Origin of the sequence: Turicibacter sp. T129 (assembly GCF_025594975.1) — a bacterium.
GTDB classification, from domain to species: Bacteria; Bacillota_I; Bacilli_A; order MOL361; family Turicibacteraceae; genus Turicibacter; species Turicibacter bilis.
In genome coordinates, this window is record NZ_JAMQUU010000023.1 from 1 (window position 1) to 20,274 (window position 20,274).

The 20,274-nt window shown below is 33.4% G+C and carries 14 protein-coding genes and 1 pseudogene; 12 read left to right on the forward strand and 3 right to left on the reverse strand.

Annotated elements, in window-relative coordinates; all coding sequences use genetic code 11:
• Nucleotides 1-75: 75 nt before the first annotated feature.
• The 3 genes from fba to NEH75_RS04840 all read right to left on the reverse strand — a co-directional run bounded on the left by fba (nt 76) and on the right by NEH75_RS04840 (nt 3,686).
• On the reverse strand, nt 76-939 hold the full coding sequence (gene fba, locus NEH75_RS04830) for a class II fructose-1,6-bisphosphate aldolase (RefSeq protein WP_055241894.1): 864 nt from the start codon (nt 937-939) through the stop codon (nt 76-78).
• 224 nt (nt 940-1,163) lie between these two features.
• Nucleotides 1,164-2,324, reverse strand: a complete 1,161-nt coding sequence (locus NEH75_RS04835) for an AI-2E family transporter (protein ID WP_055305997.1) — start codon at nt 2,322-2,324, stop codon at nt 1,164-1,166.
• Nucleotides 2,325-2,339: 15 nt separating this feature from the next.
• Nucleotides 2,340-3,686: an MATE family efflux transporter gene (locus NEH75_RS04840; RefSeq protein WP_238581314.1), complete on the reverse strand. Its 1,347-nt coding sequence runs from the start codon at nt 3,684-3,686 to the stop codon at nt 2,340-2,342.
• Between the two features lie 94 nt (nt 3,687-3,780).
• On the opposite strand from NEH75_RS04840, the gene NEH75_RS04845 reads away from it, so the two are divergent.
• The 12 genes and pseudogenes from NEH75_RS04845 to NEH75_RS04900 all read left to right on the forward strand — a co-directional run bounded on the left by NEH75_RS04845 (nt 3,781) and on the right by NEH75_RS04900 (nt 20,261).
• A complete protein-coding gene (locus NEH75_RS04845; protein ID WP_055305999.1) occupies nt 3,781-4,419 on the forward strand; it encodes a Crp/Fnr family transcriptional regulator in 639 nt (212 codons plus the stop codon).
• Nucleotides 4,420-4,715: 296 nt separating this feature from the next.
• Nucleotides 4,716-6,929 carry a heavy metal translocating P-type ATPase gene (locus NEH75_RS04850; protein ID WP_055306000.1) on the forward strand — a complete coding sequence of 738 codons (2,214 nt, stop codon included), beginning with the start codon at nt 4,716-4,718 and terminating at the stop codon, nt 6,927-6,929.
• Nucleotides 6,930-7,118: 189 nt separating this feature from the next.
• Nucleotides 7,119-7,817 (forward strand): response regulator transcription factor, encoded by a 699-nt coding sequence (locus tag NEH75_RS04855; RefSeq protein ID WP_262948601.1) that lies wholly within the window; start codon nt 7,119-7,121, stop codon nt 7,815-7,817.
• Nucleotides 7,792-10,161, forward strand: a complete 2,370-nt coding sequence (locus NEH75_RS04860; protein ID WP_055306002.1) for a sensor histidine kinase — start codon at nt 7,792-7,794, stop codon at nt 10,159-10,161. Before NEH75_RS04855 ends, NEH75_RS04860 begins: the two co-directional genes overlap by 26 nt.
• Before the next feature lie 156 nt (nt 10,162-10,317).
• Complete coding sequence (locus tag NEH75_RS04865) at nt 10,318-11,193, forward strand: ribokinase (RefSeq protein ID WP_055306003.1); 876 nt, start codon at nt 10,318-10,320, stop codon at nt 11,191-11,193.
• Nucleotides 11,194-11,503: 310 nt separating this feature from the next.
• Complete coding sequence (locus NEH75_RS04870) at nt 11,504-11,944, forward strand: DUF2726 domain-containing protein (protein WP_237257989.1); 441 nt, start codon at nt 11,504-11,506, stop codon at nt 11,942-11,944.
• Nucleotides 11,945-12,010: 66 nt separating this feature from the next.
• Nucleotides 12,011-12,802 carry a hypothetical protein gene (locus NEH75_RS04875; RefSeq protein ID WP_055305447.1) on the forward strand — a complete coding sequence of 264 codons (792 nt, stop codon included), beginning with the start codon at nt 12,011-12,013 and terminating at the stop codon, nt 12,800-12,802.
• 74 nt (nt 12,803-12,876) lie between these two features.
• A complete protein-coding gene (locus NEH75_RS04880) occupies nt 12,877-14,163 on the forward strand; it encodes an MATE family efflux transporter (RefSeq protein WP_055305446.1) in 1,287 nt (428 codons plus the stop codon).
• Nucleotides 14,164-14,221: 58 nt separating this feature from the next.
• The gene (locus tag NEH75_RS04885) at nt 14,222-16,450 is read left to right on the forward strand and encodes an EAL domain-containing protein (RefSeq protein WP_055305445.1); all 2,229 of its coding nucleotides are present in this window, start codon (nt 14,222-14,224) and stop codon (nt 16,448-16,450) included.
• 187 nt (nt 16,451-16,637) lie between these two features.
• Nucleotides 16,638-17,426: pseudogene (locus NEH75_RS04890) on the forward strand (ZIP family metal transporter).
• A 119-nt stretch (nt 17,427-17,545) separates the two neighbouring features.
• On the forward strand, nt 17,546-17,812 hold the full coding sequence (locus NEH75_RS04895; RefSeq protein WP_055305444.1) for a metal-sensing transcriptional repressor: 267 nt from the start codon (nt 17,546-17,548) through the stop codon (nt 17,810-17,812).
• Between the two features lie 16 nt (nt 17,813-17,828).
• Nucleotides 17,829-20,261: a heavy metal translocating P-type ATPase gene (locus tag NEH75_RS04900; protein WP_055305443.1), complete on the forward strand. Its 2,433-nt coding sequence runs from the start codon at nt 17,829-17,831 to the stop codon at nt 20,259-20,261.
• Nucleotides 20,262-20,274 lie beyond the last annotated feature (13 nt).

Here is a 20,274-nt window from a genome sequence, read left to right on the forward strand (position 1 = left end):
ACACCAAATATTATAGAACCGAATAAATAAAAAAACGTCTACCTTTCGTAGACGTTTTTAAGATGGAACAGATAATTAAGCTTTGTTAATTGATCCGAATAATTCCATTTTTTCTTTAACTGTAGCTTTGATCGCTTCGAATCCTGGGTTTAATAATTTACGAGGGTCGAATCCTTTACCTTCTAAATCTTTTCCAGCTTCGATGTATTTACGAGTAGCTTCTTGGAATGCTAATTGGCATTCAGTGTTAACGTTGATTTTAGCAACACCTAAAGAGATTGCTTTTTTGATCATTTCTTCTGGGATTCCTGTTCCACCGTGTAATACTAATGGAGTATTTCCAGTTGAAGCGTTGATTGCTTCTAAAGCATCGAATGCTAATCCAGCCCAGTTTTCTGGGTATTTACCGTGGATATTTCCGATACCAGCAGCTAACATAGTTACTCCTAAGTCAGCGATTTGTTTACATTCAGCTGGGTCAGCAACTTCACCTTTACCAACTACACCGTCTTCTTCTCCACCGATTGATCCAACTTCAGCTTCTAAAGATAATCCTTTTTCAGCAGTTAATTTAACCATTTCAGTTGTTTTAGCGATGTTCTCTTCGATTGCATAGTGAGAACCATCGAACATGATTGAAGAGAATCCAGCTGCCATAGCGTCTAAAGCACCTTGGTAGCTTCCGTGGTCTAAGTGTAATGCAACAGGAACAGTGATGTTTAATTCTTTCATCATTCCGTTAACCATACCTACGATTGTTTCGTAACCGCACATATATTTTGCAGCACCTTCAGAAACACCTAAGATAACTGGTGAGTTGTTTTCTTGAGCAGTTAATAAGATAGCTTTAGTCCACTCTAAGTTGTTGATGTTGAATTGACCAACAGCGTATTTACCTTCATAGGCTTTTTGTAACATATCTTTAGCAGAAACTAACATGTTGTTACCTCCATTGTATTATTAAATTATTGGATTGAGAACTCTGCAAATTCTTGCTTAGTCTTCTCTTCCTCACAGTAATTATAACGGAATTTGTGAAAAAAATAAATAAAAATGTTTCATTTTCCAATTGACGAATGAAGAGAAACAATTGTCTTAAAGTCATATATTTCAGATTATTTAAATGAAAAGGCTGCCATTTGGTAGCCTTTTTGATAGGGAATTTAATTCTTACCCTGAAGTTTAACAAGACGTCTTTCAATGTAAAGTTTTAGTAAGGCGACAATCGGAACTGCTAAAATCATCCCAAAAGCACCTAAGTAATTTCCTCCAATTAAAATCGCCATGAAAATCCATACTGGCGCTAGTCCGACGCTTTCCCCAAGAATTTTAGGTTGTACAAAGTTTCCATCAATCTGTTGGTAGATAATTAATAACAGAGCACCTAAAAGTCCCAGCTTAACACTTGTAAATAATCCTAAGATGAAGGCTAAAACAGCACCAATAATAGGACCAATATACGGAATCACGTTTGTAATACCAGCGATGAATCCAATTAATAAAGCAAATGGATGCCCAATAATTAAAAGAAGAATCGTTGAAGCAATACCAACAATCAGAGCATCTAATAGTTGACCTAAAATAAAGCCGCCAAATATTTCATGGACATCCTTCAGAAATCTCTTTATTTTAAGTTTGGTATTGATTGAAAGAGTCACAGTTGCAATTTTATCAATGGCGATAAAAATGGACTCCTTATCTTTTAGAAAATAAAAAGTTAAGATGAGTGTCGCAAAAAGATTAATAAAAAAGGTAGCAACATTTGTGACCATCCCTGTTCCTGAGGCAAAAATTTTAGTTAAAAATCCACTCAAAAAGCCCGTAATATAAGTCGTTAATTGATGAATTTGATTCTCTGTAATATGAATCAATTTAAAGTAAGGTACTAACTTTGAAAGCCATTCTGTTAAAATTGTTTGAAAATTTGGAATATCTTCTCCAATAGTCAGGAGATTTTGGAATAATGGTGGTACGATAGATTTTATCAATAAAGTAATTGTTCCAAATACTATAATGACAAGGATAAGAAGGCTGATTAAGCGATAGGTCTTAGATGATAAGCTAACCTTTGTCCATCTATCCCATAGTTTTTTAAAGTAATGTTCGATAAATAATAGGGGACGATATAAAATATAAGAAATAATAAAGGCGTATATAATTGGAGAAATGACAGCTAAAAAATTAAAAAATAAATTTTTAAAAAATAGAAAGATATCGACTGAATGACGGGAGACTTGATAAACGAACAGTAAAAGGACTCCAATCATTAGCGTAATTAGACCTATATTAAGATATTTTTTATTGATTTTTAATTTATCGAACATTCAAAGGGTCACTCCTTAAACACTTGAGTATCGCTTAAACTCCTTTCTAATTAGATAGAAAGAAATGATGGCAATCATTAAATCAGTAATAGGTTGTGCTAACCAGACCCCATTTAACCCTATAAATTTGGGTAAAATTAAAATTAGTGGAATTAGTAAGATAATCTGTCTAAGAATAACAAGCCAAATCGAAAGTTTAGATTGTCCAATTGCTTGAAAGAAGTTTGGTGCGGTTGTTGTTAACGCACAAAGGGGCAGACTAAATAAGTAAAGTTTAAGTCCCTCAGTTGTAGAGGGTAGCAGTGAGTCATCTGAATTAAAGAAACGAATTAAAATGTCTGGAATTAGTTGAATTAAAATAAATCCAATCGTAAAAATAACAGTTGCTGCTAAAGTTCCTTGAATAAATGTTAATTTTACACGATCATAACGTTTCTGACCGTAGTTATAACCGATAATAGGAACTGACCCTTGATTAATTCCAACAGCAGGCATTAGGGCTAAATTTGTAATCGTTGTTACCGTCGTAAACGCACCGATCGATAAAGGTGTACCGTAATAGGCTAATGAACGATTAAATAAAACTTGAATTAAAGCTGTTATTAACTGAACAAGAGAAGTAGATAACCCAAATAGTAAGATAGGCTTGATAAGTGATAATTCAGGTTTTAAGTAAGTCCATTTTAACTTTAAATTTGACTTTCCAATACTATAGTAGTAAAAGACATAAATAAAAACAGCAAGATAGGAGAGGACGGTAGCAATAGCAGCCCCCTTAATTCCTAATCCTAGCCCAAAGATAAAGATAGGATCTAGAACAATGTTAATGACACAACTCATTATTAGAATGAGAGCTGCTCTTTTTGGGTTACCCTCTGATCGAATCGTAGCCATTAAAGAAAAACCAATAATATAGAATGGGATTCCGAGAATCATCACATTTAAATATTCTGATGCTAGTGGTAAGATGATTTTATTTGCTCCAAAGAGTTCTAGAAGTGGTGTTTTAAAGATAAAGAAGATAATCATGAGAAGTAAACTTATCATTACTCCAAGACCAGGGACTTGATTTAATATTTTTTCTGCCATTAGTTGATTTTTCTCTCCTAGTTTAATTGAAAGATTAGCAATGGCTCCATAAGTAATTAAAAGCTCACAAGCTAAAATAATCGTAATAAATGGCATCACTGTTCCGAGGCTGGTTAAAGCGAGTGACCCAATATCAGGAATGTGACCAATGAAAACACGATCAACCGTATTGTAGAGTGAAACAGTCATCATGCTGACGATGGCTGGGATACAATATTTTAGTAATAATTTGTGAATAGGGGATGTTTGTAATGAATCGTTCAAAATTAACACTCCTTGTTTAGATTAATATTGTAGACTATAATAACAAAATAAATCTTAAGGAGCGAGGACATTTGTCCAGTTTAGTTTAAGAAGGAGGCAGGACGTGTCATTATTGATGAAAGAACTCGAAACGAGTTCATTTTTAAGAGGTAAGTATGAAGTGAAATCATTTCGAAAAGAGGAGATTATTTTAAATGCAGAGGATCGGCTAGATTCGATTATTATTTTAAAGAGCGGAAAGCTGAAGACCTATTCCTTATCAGAAAATGGGGCAAAACATTTAATGCGAATTTACGAAGCAGGAGGATTGCTTGGTGATGTTGAAGTGTTCACTGATAGTGTAGTGATTTGTTTTGTAGAAGCGATGGAAGATGGGGAAATGTATGTGATTAAACGTGAGCATTTTTTGAAATGGATGGAACATGACTTCAATATTTCATTATATATTGTCAGACAATTAGCTGAAAAATTGATTAATACAGGTATTAAGATGCGATCGGCAGTTAGTTATCCATTAAAATACCAAGTCTTACTTTATATTTGGAAATATGTTAGCCAATATAAGAATAACTGTATTCCAAAAGTATTAATTGTTGAGGAATTAGGATCAAATATCCGAAGTATTAATCGCATTTTAAAACAATTAGCTGAAGAAGGAATTATTATTAATCTCAGTGGTAAGATAAAAATTGAAGATCTTAATTTAGTCTTGACGATGATGAGTCAGTACGAATTATGTTAGTCACGATAAATTTCTAGAGAGAAAATTTATCGTGACTCTATTTGGCCTTACCCTACCAGTGGAGGATAGCTAAGAGTTCGTAAACTCACTATTTAGCGTAGGGAACCCACTATCAAAGTATTTTAAGAATTAAGGGTGAATTGAGATAGATAGAGTACTTTTTACTTTGTATATATAGACAGGAAGAAAGTAGTATTTTAAGTAGGCAATTGAGTTGACAATTATTCCCCTCAAGCATATACTGATAATATGAATATATGAATAATCATTCATATGATAGATGGGAGGCGAACCTTATGGGGAACGATAGAACATTTAAATTAACTTTATCTGGTTTAGATTGTGCCAATTGTGCCAATAAAATTGAAGATCGTGTCAATCGTCTAGAATTAGTTGAAGAAGCTAATCTCAATTTTTCAACGAGTCAGTTAACAGTATTAATAAAAGAATCAGCGCTTAAAACAGATGTCATCACTGAAATTAAGCGTATTGTGAAGCAATTAGAGCCACATGTTGTTGTTGAAGAACGTGTCTCAACACAGGTCGTTCATAAAAGTAGCTGTTGTGGAGGAAGTTGTTCTTCACATACAGAGTCTCATCATGGTCAAGCAGGACATAGTCATGAACATTCTCATAAAACGTTAGATAATGAATCTTCATCGAAAGTGTTTAGTTTTATTAAAGAAAATGCTTGGTTATTACTTGGTGTCATTATTTTCTTAGCTATTCATACCTTTAAACCAGTAGGGATATTAGAAGTTGTTTTATATGGAGTCAGCTATTTATTGATTGGTGGAAAAGTATTATTAACCGCCTTTCGTAACATTACGCGTGGTGAAATCTTTGATGAAAACTTTTTAATGATGGTGGCAACAGTGGGAGCATTCGCCATTGGTGAGTATCCAGAGGCAATTGCCGTGATGTTATTTTATGAAATCGGTGAACTATTCCAAAGTTATGCCGTTAATCGTTCACGTAAATCTATTAGTAGTCTACTTGATATTCGTGCCGATCATGCGAACTTAGTCACTGAATCAGGAACAAAAGAAGTTGCCCCAGAAGCTGTTTCAATTGGTGATTTGATTGTGATTAAACCTGGTGAACGTGTTCCACTTGATGGGGAAATCATTGAAGGAGAATGTTATTTAGATACATCAGCGTTAACAGGTGAATCAATACCACGTCTTATTTCTGTAGGAGAAGAAATTTTAGCCGGATGTATTAATACGAATGCGTTAGTTAAAGTTCGTGTCACTAAAGTAGCGGGAGAGTCAACAGTCGCGCGTATTCTAGAATTAGTCGAAAATGCTTCATCTAAGAAAGCACAAACTGAAAAATTTATTACGAAATTCGCTCGTGTCTATACACCGATTGTTGTTTTATTAGCGGTGCTTATTGCCATCATCCCTCCATTCGTATTCCAAGTGAATTTCTCAACTTGGCTATATCGCTCGCTTAGTTTCTTAGTCGTGTCTTGTCCTTGTGCTTTAGTTGTTTCTATTCCACTTGGATTCTTTGCTGGTCTTGGTGGCGCATCCAAACAAGGGGTGTTAGTTAAAGGTGGAAACTACTTAGAAGCTTTAAATCATGTTGAAACGGTGGTATTTGATAAAACAGGAACATTAACAAAAGGGGTATTTAAAGTAAGCCAAATCAAACCTGTGAATATGAATGAAGCAGAGTTCATTGAATTAGCAGCTTATGCAGAGAGTCAGTCAACGCACCCAATTGCAAAATCAATTGTCGATGCTTATACTCAAGTGATAGATACAACGGTTTTATCACAATATGAAGAAATAGCAGGACATGGGGTAAAAGTATTTGTTGGCGATAAAGAAGTACTTATCGGAAATGCAAAACTGATGCAACGTGCGAATATAGGTACAGCTAATGTTGATGCTGTCGGAACGATTATTCATATGGCTGTTGATCAAATTTATGTTGGTTATATGGTGATTGCAGATGAAATCAAAGAAAATTCAAAAGCAGCCATTGCAAAATTAAAACAACTTGGTGTTTCAAAAGTGGTGATGTTGACGGGTGATCACGAAGGCGTTGCTAAAAAAGTGGCAGCAGAGCTTGGTGTAGATGAAGTTTATGCTGGTTTATTACCTCATCAAAAAGTTGAACATGTCGAAGAGATATTAGCACATAAAACAAAAGATAAAAATATAGTCTTTGTTGGGGATGGAATGAATGATGCACCCGTTCTTGCCCGTGCTGATATTGGTGTTGCCATGGGTGGTATCGGCTCAGATGCAGCGATTGAAGCAGCTGATGTCGTTTTAATGGAAGATGATCCAATGGCATTAGTTAAAGCGATTAACAAAGCCAAACAAACAAGTATGATTTTATATCAAAATATTATCTTTGCCTTAGGCGTTAAAATCTTAGTCATGATTTTAGTTGCTTGTGGACTAGCAACCATGTGGGCGGCAGTTTTTGCCGATGTTGGTGTGACAATTCTAGCGGTTATGAATAGTACGCGTGCTTTAAAATCTAAAAAATAAAAAATGTTAAAAGGATGTCTTCAGTTTATGAAGATATCCTTTTTCATTTCTTTAGAAAATCTTAAGTTTTATTTAGACTATTTCTTTAGGTGTTATGGTTAAGATAGTGTCATGAAAACAAAGAGAGTGGGGTGAGTTGTTCCTAAATGGTATAATAGTAGAAAATATCAGCTTAGGGAGATGGATGTTATGAATCAATCACATATTTTAATCGTTGAAGATGAAAGAGATATCGCAGTTGCCATTGAAGCGTATTTAAGTAATCAGGGGTATAAAGTAAGTATTGCGGGAAATGGTATTGAAGCATTAGAGATTGTTGAATCAACTGTTATTGATTTAGCGATTGTCGATGTGATGATGCCGAAGATGGATGGGATTACATTTACAATGAAATTAAGAGAGAATTATCACTTCCCAGTCATTATGTTATCTGCTAAATCAGAAGAGGTGGATCAGATTATGGGGTTAAATATGGGAGCTGATGATTATGTCACTAAACCTTTTCGTCCACTTGAATTATTAGCACGCATTAACTCTCAGCTTAGACGCTATAAAAGATTTTCTACAATTAAACAAGAAGAAAATCATCATCTTATGACAATTGGGGGACTTGAGATGAATACTGAAACAAAAGAATTTACAGTAGATGAAATACCAGTAAAATTAACACCAATCGAGTACAAAATTTTAAATTTACTTATGAAGCATCCGGGAAGGGTCTTTCCTGCTGAGGAGATTTATGAACGCATTTGGAATGAAAATGCGGTGAATACAGACACGATCATGGTTCATATTCGTAACATTCGAGAAAAAATTGAAATTAATCCAAAAAATCCAAAATATTTAAAGGTGGTGTGGGGCGTTGGCTACAAAATTGAAAAACAGTAAAATTTTTATTTCAGTGATTTCCTGTTTATTTTTATTATTTTTATCAGTTGGAGTCTATGTCAATTATCATAATATTAATGATATTTCTAAGCTAAGAAGTTATAGCTATTTTGAAGATTATGATTTTTATGAAAAGATGAATGCGCGAAATTATCAACTTTATTTTGAACAATTAGTACAAAGTAAAGATGGGAAAAGCTTGGCATTAGAAGATATTTTTCCATTAGAATCTGTTGAAGATCGATTGGAAATCTTTCAAATTTTACAAGCTCCTGGTTATATTTATGATGAATATAATACGTGTCAGGTAGACGATGGAGAGACGGAGACGTCTAACTTATTTAAAGAGTCGGTTTCTACAAATACACAACCTATTTGCCCATCTACTTCTAAGATTGAACAAATGACCAAACAACAATTCACTAATTTATCAGAAAATGAGCAATTAGCTATCATTAACCCGGTTTTAAATAAAGGTTTAGAAAATCTAAAAAATATTTTTGTGCACAATTATGTGGATTATAATTTACCAAACTTATATTATTTTGCGATGGTGCATGAGACGAAGGAAAAAATAGGCGATGAATCATTAGAATCCTTGCTAATGTCTTCAACAAATAGTCAAGTTGAAGAGCAATATCAATACTATGTTATTTTAGAATACGATGCGGTGGGGAACTTAAAAGTTAATCAGTTGTCTGGTGCTGATTTTATGAAACATTCAAAATACGATTCACTTGTCATTGATCCTAAACAAGAAGTTAAAGGCTATTTAGAAGACATAAAACTATTACAAAACTACGATAATATTCCAGTTCATCCGATTAAAAATATGACAATTGTTTATGCTGTGCCTAAAGTCTTATTGCACTATGATGAGATTTCACGTTCACAGGAGTATTATTCTTACTGGGGGATACAGGAGGCATTAATACCAATAAGTTTAATGGTAATTGGATTGGTTTTTATCTTTAGTTGTTTTATTCCAGTCAAAGTAATTAGCAAAAGTAAATTAGTTAATTGTATTTTAAGCTGGCCAGTTGAGACACTATTACTAACCGCAACCCTTCCGTTTGCAATTTTTATTGAAATGTTACCAAGTCTAGTATTTAGTACACTAAACTCAGAATTTACAGATCTCTTACATATTTATATGACTTATGACATGGTTGATATCAGTATGATGATATTGAATATTTTTGTTTGGTTCTTAGCATTAGCTTGGATTTACGTTCTTTGCTTATATGTTAAAAACTTATTTAAACAAGGATGGAAAGTGACGTTTACAGAAAGCTGTTGGACGTACCGTGGATGCCGCTTCTTATTTAGAAAATTAAGAAAGTTCTTAAAAGTCGATTTGAAAGAGAAAAATACAAAGAAATTATTCTTCTTAGTAGGCATTCAATGTATCCTACTATCATTATTCTGTTTAGGGTGGTTCTTCGGAATTATAGGAGTATTTATTTACAGTATTGTTTTATATGTGCTACTTCGCAAATACCTCATGAAGACGCAAAAAGATTATGTACAATTATTTGAAATGACTGAACAATTAGCAGAGGGAAATCTTGAGGTTGAAATTGATGAAGATCTTGGAATCTTCAATGCGTTTAAAGAGGAAGTGATGCATATTCAAGGTGGATTCAAAAAGGCAGTTGAGGCTGAAGTGCGCAGTCAGCGAATGAAAACAGATTTAATCGCGAACGTTTCGCATGATTTGAAAACACCTTTAACGTCTATTATCACATACACCGATTTATTAAAAGATGAAGATTTAGACAAAGAAAAGCGAGCACAATATTTAGAAACACTTGATCAAAAAGCGCAACGTTTAAAAATATTAATTGAAGATTTATTTGAGATGAGTAAAGCAAGTAGCGGGAACATTACAATGAATCTTCAAGAAGTAGAAGTAATTTCTTTAATGAAACAAACTTTACTTGAACTCGAAGATAAAATTGATGCAGCTAACTTAATGATTCGTCGCAACTTCCCAGAGCATAAAGTACTATTGATGCTTGATAGCGAGCGTACGTTCCGCGTTTTTGATAATTTGATTTTAAATATGACAAAATATGCAATGCCACATACACGTGCCTATATTGATATTGTTGATTTAGAACAATCGGTTCAAATTATATTTAGAAACATGTCGGCCAATGAAATCAATGTAGACGTTGATGAGTTAACAGAACGCTTTGTACGCGGTGATCAAGCCCGTCATACGGAAGGTTCAGGACTTGGTCTTGCGATTGCAAAAAGCTTTGTTGAACTTCAAGGTGGAACATTAGATATTCACATTGATGGAGACTTATTTAAAGTCATTTTAACGTTTAATAAATAATCTAAAAAGCACTGAAAAATCAGTGCTTTTTACGTGCATAATAGTTGGTAAAAGTTATTGATTAATAAACGATGAGGCCTTTATAATTGATATGATGGAGTATTGTTTCAACTGCTACAATGAAACGAATATGTCGCTAATATAGGAAGTGAAAAAATGAAAGTTTTAAATATTGGTTCATGTAATATTGATTATATCTATGAGGTGGATCACATGGTGCGACCTGGTGAAACCCAAACGGTTCATAATTTAGAAATCGTTAGTGGTGGAAAAGGATTAAACCAATCGATTTCCTTAGCTAAAGCAGGCGTGGAAGTTTATCATGCAGGATTAATTGGAAAAGATGGGATGATTCTTCGTCAGGCCTTAGAAATACATGGAGCTAAGACCGATTATTTATACGAAGTAGAAGGACCAAGTGGTCATGCGATTATACAAATTGATGCTCATGGAGAAAACTGTATTCTTGTTTATCCAGGTGCGAACCATCAGTTTAATGAAACACGAATTGATGAAATTTTAAACCACTTTGAATCAGGAGATTTATTATTACTTCAAAATGAAGTTAATGAGATGCCGTTAATTGTGAAGAAAGCTTATGAACGTGGACTTCAAATCGCTATTAATCCAGCACCATTTAATGAACAAATTAAAGATATTCCATTACACCTTGTAGATTATTTAATTTTAAATGAGATTGAAGGACAAGATTTAACAAAAGAGACAAATGATTTCAAAGTGTTAGAGGCCTTAAAAGTAAATTATCCAAATACCCATATCTTATTAACTCGAGGGAGTAAAGGTGTTTTATATACTTATCAGGATGTAATGATTGAGCAACCAGCATATAAGGTGGAGGCAGTTGATACAACGGCAGCTGGCGATACATTTATCGGGTATTTTATTTCAGGGCTCGTTCGTGGATTAGATATGGAAGAGACTTTAAAGTTAGCTTCTCGTGCCTCATCGATTACAGTTACTCGTAAAGGATCCTCATCATCAATTCCGACAAGAGAGGAAGTTGAAAAATAAAAGACCATGATGGTCTTTTATTTTTTATTGCAATGATATGTAAAAAAAAGTAAAATTATATTCAAGAAGAGGGGAGATATGTGATGAATCAAAATATAGGATGTTTAGGAAGTATACTACGGATATTTGGGATCTTGTCTAAAGAGGTTAGTCCGCAAATGAGGTAGGCAAGTGAGATAAAGCTACCTTATCGGTTAAGGGACGATTTTTTATCATCTACAGAATTATCATTTTATAAAGTACTTATGTTAGTTTTAGAGAATGAATCAGTTACAGTTTTTACAAAGGTATCTTTAGGGGATTTGTTTTTTTGAATATTAGAGATTATAAAGAAAGAACGAAATATTGGAATAAAATTAATCGTAAGCATGTTGATTTCTTAATTTGTGATCGCGATACACTAAAACCAATTGTAGCAATTGAATTAGATGATTCGACACATGCACGAGAAAATCGACAACTGAGAGATGAGTTTGTCAATCAGATTTTCACAGCAGCAAAATTACCACTTATACATATTAAGGTGAGTCAGTCCTATATTGTTTCAACATTACAGGATGAATTAAAAAAATATCTTAATCAAGCAGATGAGTCTAAAAAGGTATCAAAGGTTAATGAGCGTGTTCCAGTTTGTCCGAAGTGCCAAATAGAGATGGTAGTTCGTGAAACTAGAAGAGGAATGAATCAAGGACAAAAGTTTTATGGTTGTGTAAATTATCCTCGTTGTAAACAAACAGAACCTTTCTTATAATAATTAAATAAATCTCTTCATATAGTATTAAATGAAGTCATCATACGATGAAGGGGGATACTTTAAATGAAGGGGTTCTTAGGAGAGCAGTTGTATCGTTTGTATAAAGTGATTTTGAAGCTTGTATTAACGATAGTACCGACTGTACTGATGACGATTACTTTTTTTGTTCAATTAGCTCATTTTGAGTTTGGATTGGAAGGGATTTTCTCTCAAATCATAGGTCTATGTATTCATATATTAATAACTTTAATTCATGCGCTTATCATCTCATTTATTTGGGTAACTGTTGTTTTCTTTTTGCTGAAGATCTGCTCGTTTCCGATTGATGGAATTGATATTGATTCATTAGAAAATCTCGTCCTAAAAAGGGATAAAAATCATGGATATATTTCTAAAAGTGATTGTCTTTTTAACATGATTGGAATTGTCTTTTTGATTTGGCTCATCTGTTTTCAACCTCAATGGATTGCGAGTTATCATGTTTTGAATGGACAGCTACAAATAATGGAGCCATTATTCAATGTCTCTGTTTTAAGGGGCTATCACCCGTTAATTTTTATTATTTATGGATTTGGTCTACTTTATTATTGGTGTAAGTTAATGTTAGGACGATGGTCATTCAAACTGCTTATATTTCAATTAGTGTATAAAGTGTCAGCCTGTTTCTTATTTTGTATGATGATGTTAAATCAAACGCTATTTAATGAACGATTCTTTACAACGTTATTTTCTTTTAGTCATTCAAACTGGACAATCGATTGGTATGTATCGAGTCGAGTGTTAATCGTTATCTCTGTTGTTAGTTTAGTCATTGAAATGAGTCGAAGTTTTCTGGAGTACAGTAAAGATCATTAAGGAGGCGGATTAAAATGAATTTGCTGGATGAATTAACCCTTCTTTTCTAGAAAATTGAAAAGAAGGGGACTTATATGTTTAAGAAAGATCAATTAAATCAATTAGCTTTACCATTAATCTTAAGTAATGTTGTATCACTAGTTATTAGTCTTTGTGATCAAGCTGTTATGGGCCATTTATCAATAACAAGTTTTGCTGCAGTTGGAATTGTAGCTGGATTTATTAATAGTGTGACAGGGGTATTAGGTGCAACTTCAATTAGCTTCAATATTTTAGGAGCACGAGTTTATCAGAATCAATCATTGTTTCGAAAATATCTTGAAACTCAGGTCATATTAAGTTTATTAATAGGACTACTAGGTTTTGGATTTATAACCTTTGGTGGAAAGTTTATCTTTCAACAGATTTATCAATTAAATGCGCAAGTACTAGAAGAATCATTGAACTATGCGTATATATTCAGTAGTTCTATTGGATTAAATCTGTTATTATTCACTTGTTCAAGCTATTTAAAAATAATAAATCGAACTAAATATATTTTAATTGGGAATACAGTTGCCACAATCAGTAATGTTATTCTTGATTTGCTCTTTGTTTATGGTTTAGGTTTGGGGATGATTGGAAATGCAGTTGGATCTGTTTTAGCACTCATTTTAAATCTTATTATATACCTTGTTTTATTGAAATGTGAAATCAGATGGGAGGTACCATTATTTAGATTTTCTTTAATTAAAGAAAATCTTCAATATGCCTTTCCAATGATGGTTCAAGAATTTTTAGAAAATACCATTTTAATTGTAGTATTAGGAGCGTTAATCTCACGTATTGGGCTTCTTGAGGTCTCGGTTTATCAACTAATTAATAATTTATTACAGATTTCATGGATGCCAATGTATGCTTATGCACAGGCAACCTTGACGATTGTCAGTGAGAATCCAAAATGCATTGTTCCAATTCATCAGCAAGCGATTACTAGGTCCATTCGATTATATGCTTTAATTTCAGTTTTTCTTGTTTTAAATCAGAATTTTATTATTAATTTAATTACTAATCAAAAATTATTATTAGAGTATTTTTGTAAGTACTTTCCAATGGTTATTATTCTTTTTATTTTTAATAATATGTTAACAATTTATCAATATACACTTCAGACTTTAGGAGAACAGAAGTGGATTTTAAAAACTACATTACTTATTTATAGTATAGGATATCTACTTATCTATTTGTTTGCTCAATTGTATAAATCTTTATGGATTGTTTACGTGATCCTTGCTATGATTTATTTTATATTATCAAGGATCATGAAACTAAAACTTAAAATAAATCTAGACAAATATCTCCAAATTCCACCATGTTTATAGTAAAATAGGAACCAGGTATGAAGGTTTTTGATTTTGGTAGCTAGGTGGATGATAAGAAGTGGGTCAGAGTTATAAATCAGTAAAGAAAAATTTTATCATTGTTGTTATTCTTGTAATGACGATAATTAGCTTAATAGGAGCAACCATTGAGCGATATTTTGAAGAGATGCTAGTTAGTGATTATCGAAAAGAAAGCCTTGAAGTTTCAAGTCATATGGCAAAGGCAATTGACGAACATTTAACTTCGAAGATAAAAGAGCTAGAGTTTTTAGCAGGTGTTGTAGTTGAAAAGGTTGGAGATGATTCAACATTTGAGTTTGATATTTTAAATCAAGATTTAAGTTCAGAAATATTTAATGCTTTATATTTAGCTAAGGCTGATGGAACTGTTCGATCAACGGATGGAATAGAGAGAAATTACGGTGATCGAAGCTTTTTCCGACTTGCAATGAGTGGAAGAAGTAATATTTCAAACCCAATTACTAGTCAATTTGACAGTAAGCGAATCATTGTCTATGCCGTTCCTATTCAAAAAGATAATCAAGTCATTGGAGTTTTATGTGGAAGAAATACAGTTGAAGAATTAAATAAAATTATTTTAAGTCAAATGTATGGATCAAGTACGGACGTTTATGTTGTGGGTGATAACGGTGAAGTTATTCTTTCTAATAATTATAATAATAATTTTGTTGTAAATTCCTTTAATGACTATTATATTAATTTACCTGCTCCTAGTAATTCACAGTATATTCTGTCGACTAATCATAGTCAAAGTATTGAGTGGGAAGATAATTATGGAAACACTAGCTATATTAATTATCAGAAAATTGATAATGTAAGTGATTGGTATATTTTAACGACGGCTAATCCAGAAGTATTGGCTACTAAGATTCAACACATGAAACAACTGACATGGTGTGTCGTCATTTTAATTAATATATTATTTTTGTGTATTTATTATTATGTTATAAAGATCAAGAAAGATAACTTAGAGTATATTAAACGGTTAGCATTTTATGATTCAGTGACAGGATTATTAAATAACAATGGGTTTATGAAGAAAGTTGAATCTGTGCTAAAGCGTTCAAACCAAACGTATTATTCATTAGTGGTGTTTGATTTAGAATCTTTTAAATTAATCAATGAAATTTATGGCTATAGTAAAGGGGATCAACTTTTAAAAGAAATTGCTTTTCGGTTAAAGGCGGAATTTCATCCATCAACTATTTTTGGACGATTATCTAATGATGTTTTTATTTTAATGCTTGATACAAGAATTAAATATGAAGAGAAATTAATTCCAGCTACAATTCAAAGTATTGTTAATTTAGCAAGTCAACAGATTATAGAGAATCCATTGAATGCAAGTATAGGGATGTATTATTTTGATAATAGTGAATTAAATATCCAGCGTGCAATTGACCATGCAGATATGGCACGTTTACATGCTAAGAAAAATTTATCTAAGCGTTACTACTTATTTGATGATAAATTATTTAAAAATAAAATGGATTTAAAATTAATTGAGCAAGAGATAAAACCTTCATTAATTTCTAAACATTTCCAAGTATTTTATCAACCTAAAGTAAATCCTTGTACAGAGGAAATCGTAGGTGCTGAAGCACTAGTTCGTTGGTTCCATCCAGATCGGGGATTTATTAGTCCAGCATTGTTTATTCCTATTGCTGAAAAATCGGGAGATATTATTACTGTTGGAAGATGGGTGTTTAATGAAGTGTGCTCGATGTTAGCTGAACAAAAGCAAAAAGGTATTGAGAGTATTCCTATTTCAATTAATTTATCTCGTGTCGAGTTATATCAGTCGGATTTAATTTTATTTTTAAAATCAGTCATTTCTCGTTATCAAATCGATCCATGTTTAATTGAAGTTGAAATTACAGAAACAACTGCATTAAATGATGTAGAATTAATTAATGAAAAAATTAAAGCTATTCATGAACTTGGTATGAAAGTATCAATGGATGACTTTGGAACTGGAAGTTCAACGTTTAGTAACCTAAAGCAGGTTGATATTGATATTTTAAAAATTGATCGATCATTTTTATGTGATATTGAGACGAACTTTAAAAGTAAGGAATTGGTTCATGGAATCATTGATTTAGCTAAGCGAATTGGTGTTGCTGTTGTCTGTGAGGGAGTAGAAGTTCAAGAGCAAGTTAAGATTCTCAAAGAAATGCGTTGTGACCTCATTCAAGGATATGTTTATGCAAAGCCAATGCCAAGATCAGAATTTGAAGATAAAATCCAACGAGATGATTTTCTTTAAGAATCAACGTTTATAATTACTAATCCTTAGAGAGGTAAGTTAATGCTGCTTACTTTTCTAAGGATTTTTTAAAGTAATAGTTACCGTTTTATTCCTATTGCGGTTGTGGATCTAATAATCATCTGCTATGATAAAAATAAGTAGCTAGTATATGCGAACTGTAGTTGAAGAGGAGGGAGATAAGAAAATGAATCCTATCTTATTAGCTTTTATAGGGACAATGATTACATTCTTAGCTACAGTAATAGGTTCAGCTTTTGTTTTCTTTTTTAGAAATGGAATTAGTCCGTTTTATCAACGAATTTGTTTAGGTTTTGCTGCTGGGGTGATGATTGCTGCTTCAGTATGGTCACTTTTGATTCCTGCGATTGAAATGGCTGAAGAACAGGGAAAGATTGGATGGATTCCTGCAGCGGGTGGTTTTATTTTAGGTGGGTTATTTTTATATATATTAGATAAAATGTTACCTCATTTGCATCTAATGAGTGGATTAACAGAAGGTCCCTCGACTCAATTAAAGAAATCGACGCTATTATTTTTAGCTGTGACCTTACATAATATTCCGGAGGGATTGGCTGTTGGTCTGTCATTTGCTTTAGCTGCCAGAGAGGGAGGCTCACTTAGTTTAAGTGCGGCACTTGTTTTGGCGATTGGAATTGGATTACAGAATCTACCTGAAGGAGCTGCTATTTCTTTGCCATTACGCAAACAAGGGGTTAGTACTCAAAAAGCCTTTGCTTTTGGTGCCTTATCAGGAATTGTGGAACCGATTTAAGGTATATTAGGTACTATTTTAGTTAAATCAATTATTAGTATTATGCCATGGTTCTTAGCTTTTGCCGCAGGTGCAATGATTTATGTTGTAGTTGAGGAATTAATTCCAGAAGCCCAATTAGGAGAACACTCAGATTCAGGAACATTAGGAGTTATGATAGGCTTCCTCATTATGATGATTTTAGATATTGCTTTAGGTTAGAAAACTTGATTGAATAAATCAAGTTTTTTTAATTTGTAAAAAAGAGGATAATTGACAACACTAAAATTATGATTATAATATTCTTATACACCCCCCCGGGGGGTAGGAGGTATGACTATATGAATGAAGAACGAAAAAAAGCATTACAATCATTAAAAACAGCCAGAGGACAAATTGATGGGATTGTAAAAATGATAGAAGATGAACGATATTGTATGGATATTTCAAATCAAATTGTAGCTTCACAAGCTCTTTTAAAACGTGCGAATTTATTAATTTTAAAGCAGCATTTAAATCATTGCGTTACACAGGCTTGTTTAAATGGTGGAAGTGAAGAGAAGATTGATGAGATTATGGCAATTTTAGAAAAAGCAATGAGTAAATAGAAAGGGAGGTTTTAGAATGAAGAAAGTGTCGATGAAAATCGAAGGAATGAGCTGTTCTGCTTGTGCGAACCGCATTGAGCGTATCGTTAATAAGCTTGATGGAGTCGAAAAAGGCGCAGTGAACTTTGCGGCAGAAACGTTAGCCCTTGAATATGATGAATCAGCGGTTGAGTTAGGACAAGTAGAGGCGGCTATTGAAAAAGCAGGTTTTAAAGTGAAGAAAAATATAAAAGATTATACCTTCAAAGTTGAAGGAATGACCTGTTCAGCTTGTGCTAATCGAGTGGAGAGAGTGACACAAAAAATTGAGGGTGTTGAATTAGCTGTTGTTAATTTTGCGACTGAAAAATTAACCATTAAGTTAGATGCAGATGTAGCGAGTTATGGGCAAGTGAAAGCAGCAGTTGAAAAGGCTGGCTTTCAATTAGTTTCAGAAGAAGATACGATTAAAGGAGAAGAGAAAAAGCATGATGAAGCTTCAAAGTTACTAATACGCTTTATCATTTCATTAATTTTTGCTGTACCACTTTTAATTATTTCGATGGGACATATGGTCGGAATGCCACTTCCTCATTTGATTGATCCAATGATGAATCCATTTAACTTTGGGATAGTGCAATTGATTTTAACTTTACCAGTTGTTATGGCAGGCTATAAGTTTTATCAAGTTGGAATTAAAAATTTAATTCAACTAAGTCCAAATATGGATTCGTTAATTGCGATTGGAACACTAACTGCCTTTTTCTACAGTGTGTTTGGAATTTATAAGATTACACAAGGTGATGCAAGCTATGCGATGCATTTATACTTTGAATCAGCTGCTGTTATTCTTACCTTAATCACACTAGGAAAATACTTAGAGGCGGTCTCAAAAGGTAAAACTTCACAGGCCATTAAAGCTCTAATGGGATTAGCACCAAAAACAGCCACGATTGAGCGAAATGGCCGTGAGTTAGAAGTTCCAATTGAAGAAGTGGTGGTTGGGGATCTTGTTTTAGTGAAACCAGGTGAAAAGTTACCGGTTGATGGTGAAGTTATTGAAGGAAGTACAGCGATTGATGAATCAATGTTAACAGGAGAAAGCATTCCAGTTGAGAAAACAGTTGGTAGCTTAGTTATTGGAGCAAGTATTAATAAAACTGGATTTATTAAATATAAAGCGACTAAAGTGGGACGTGATACAGCTTTATCACAAATCGTCAAGTTAGTAGAAGATGCTCAAGGGTCAAAAGCACCGATTGCAAAAATGGCTGATATTATTTCAGCTTACTTTGTACCGATTGTTATTGGATTAGCGATTCTTTCATCAGTTGCATGGTTATTAGCTGGTGAAACAGGTGTCTTTGCCTTATCGATTTTTATTTCGGTATTAGTCATTGCTTGTCCATGTGCATTAGGATTAGCAACCCCTACAGCCATTATGGTTGGGACAGGAAAAGGTGCTGAATATGGTGTTTTAATTAAAGGTGGAGAAGCGTTAGAAACGACTCATAAATTATCAACACTCATTTTTGATAAAACAGGCACGATCACAGAAGGGAAACCGAAGGTAACAGATATCGTGACCACAAATCTTTCAGAAGAACAGTTATTAATTTATGCGGCGAGTGCTGAAAAGGGTTCTGAACATCCACTTGGAGAAGCGATTGTACGTGCAGCTATTGATCGTGGATATCAACTATGTGAATTACAATCATTTAATGCAATCCCTGGACATGGGATTGAAGTGGGTATCCAAGGTAAACAGATGTTACTTGGTAATAAAAAGTTAATGATTGAAAAGACTATTGATGTATCCTCATTAAGTGAAACATCGGATCAGCTTGCTTATGATGGGAAAACACCAATGTATATGGCAATTGATGGTCAGTTAGCAGGAATTATTGCAGTGGCAGATACGGTAAAAGAGAGCAGTAAAAAAGCAATTGAAACGTTACATCAAATGGGAATTAAAGTTGCCATGATTACTGGTGATAATCAAAAAACAGCAGATGCTATTGCACGTCAAGTTGGAATAGATTTAGTTTTAGCAGAAGTTTTACCCGCTGATAAAGCAAATGAAGTGAAAAAGTTACAAGAAACTGGTGTGAAAGTCGGAATGGTTGGAGATGGAATTAACGATGCGCCAGCCTTAGCACAAGCTGATATTGGAATCGCCATTGGTAGTGGAACAGATGTTGCGATTGAATCAGCTGATATTGTTTTAATGAAGAGTGATTTAATGGATGTGTCAACAGCTATTAAGTTAAGTAAAGCAACCATTCGTAATATTAAAGAGAATTTATTCTGGGCATTTGCTTATAATGTATTAGGAATTCCAGTTGCGATGGGATTATTACACTTACTTGGTGGCCCATTATTAAATCCAATGATTGCAGCAGCTGCCATGAGCTTAAGCTCAGTTTCTGTTTTATTAAATGCTTTACGATTACGACGATTTAAAGCATAAACTTAAAAGGAGG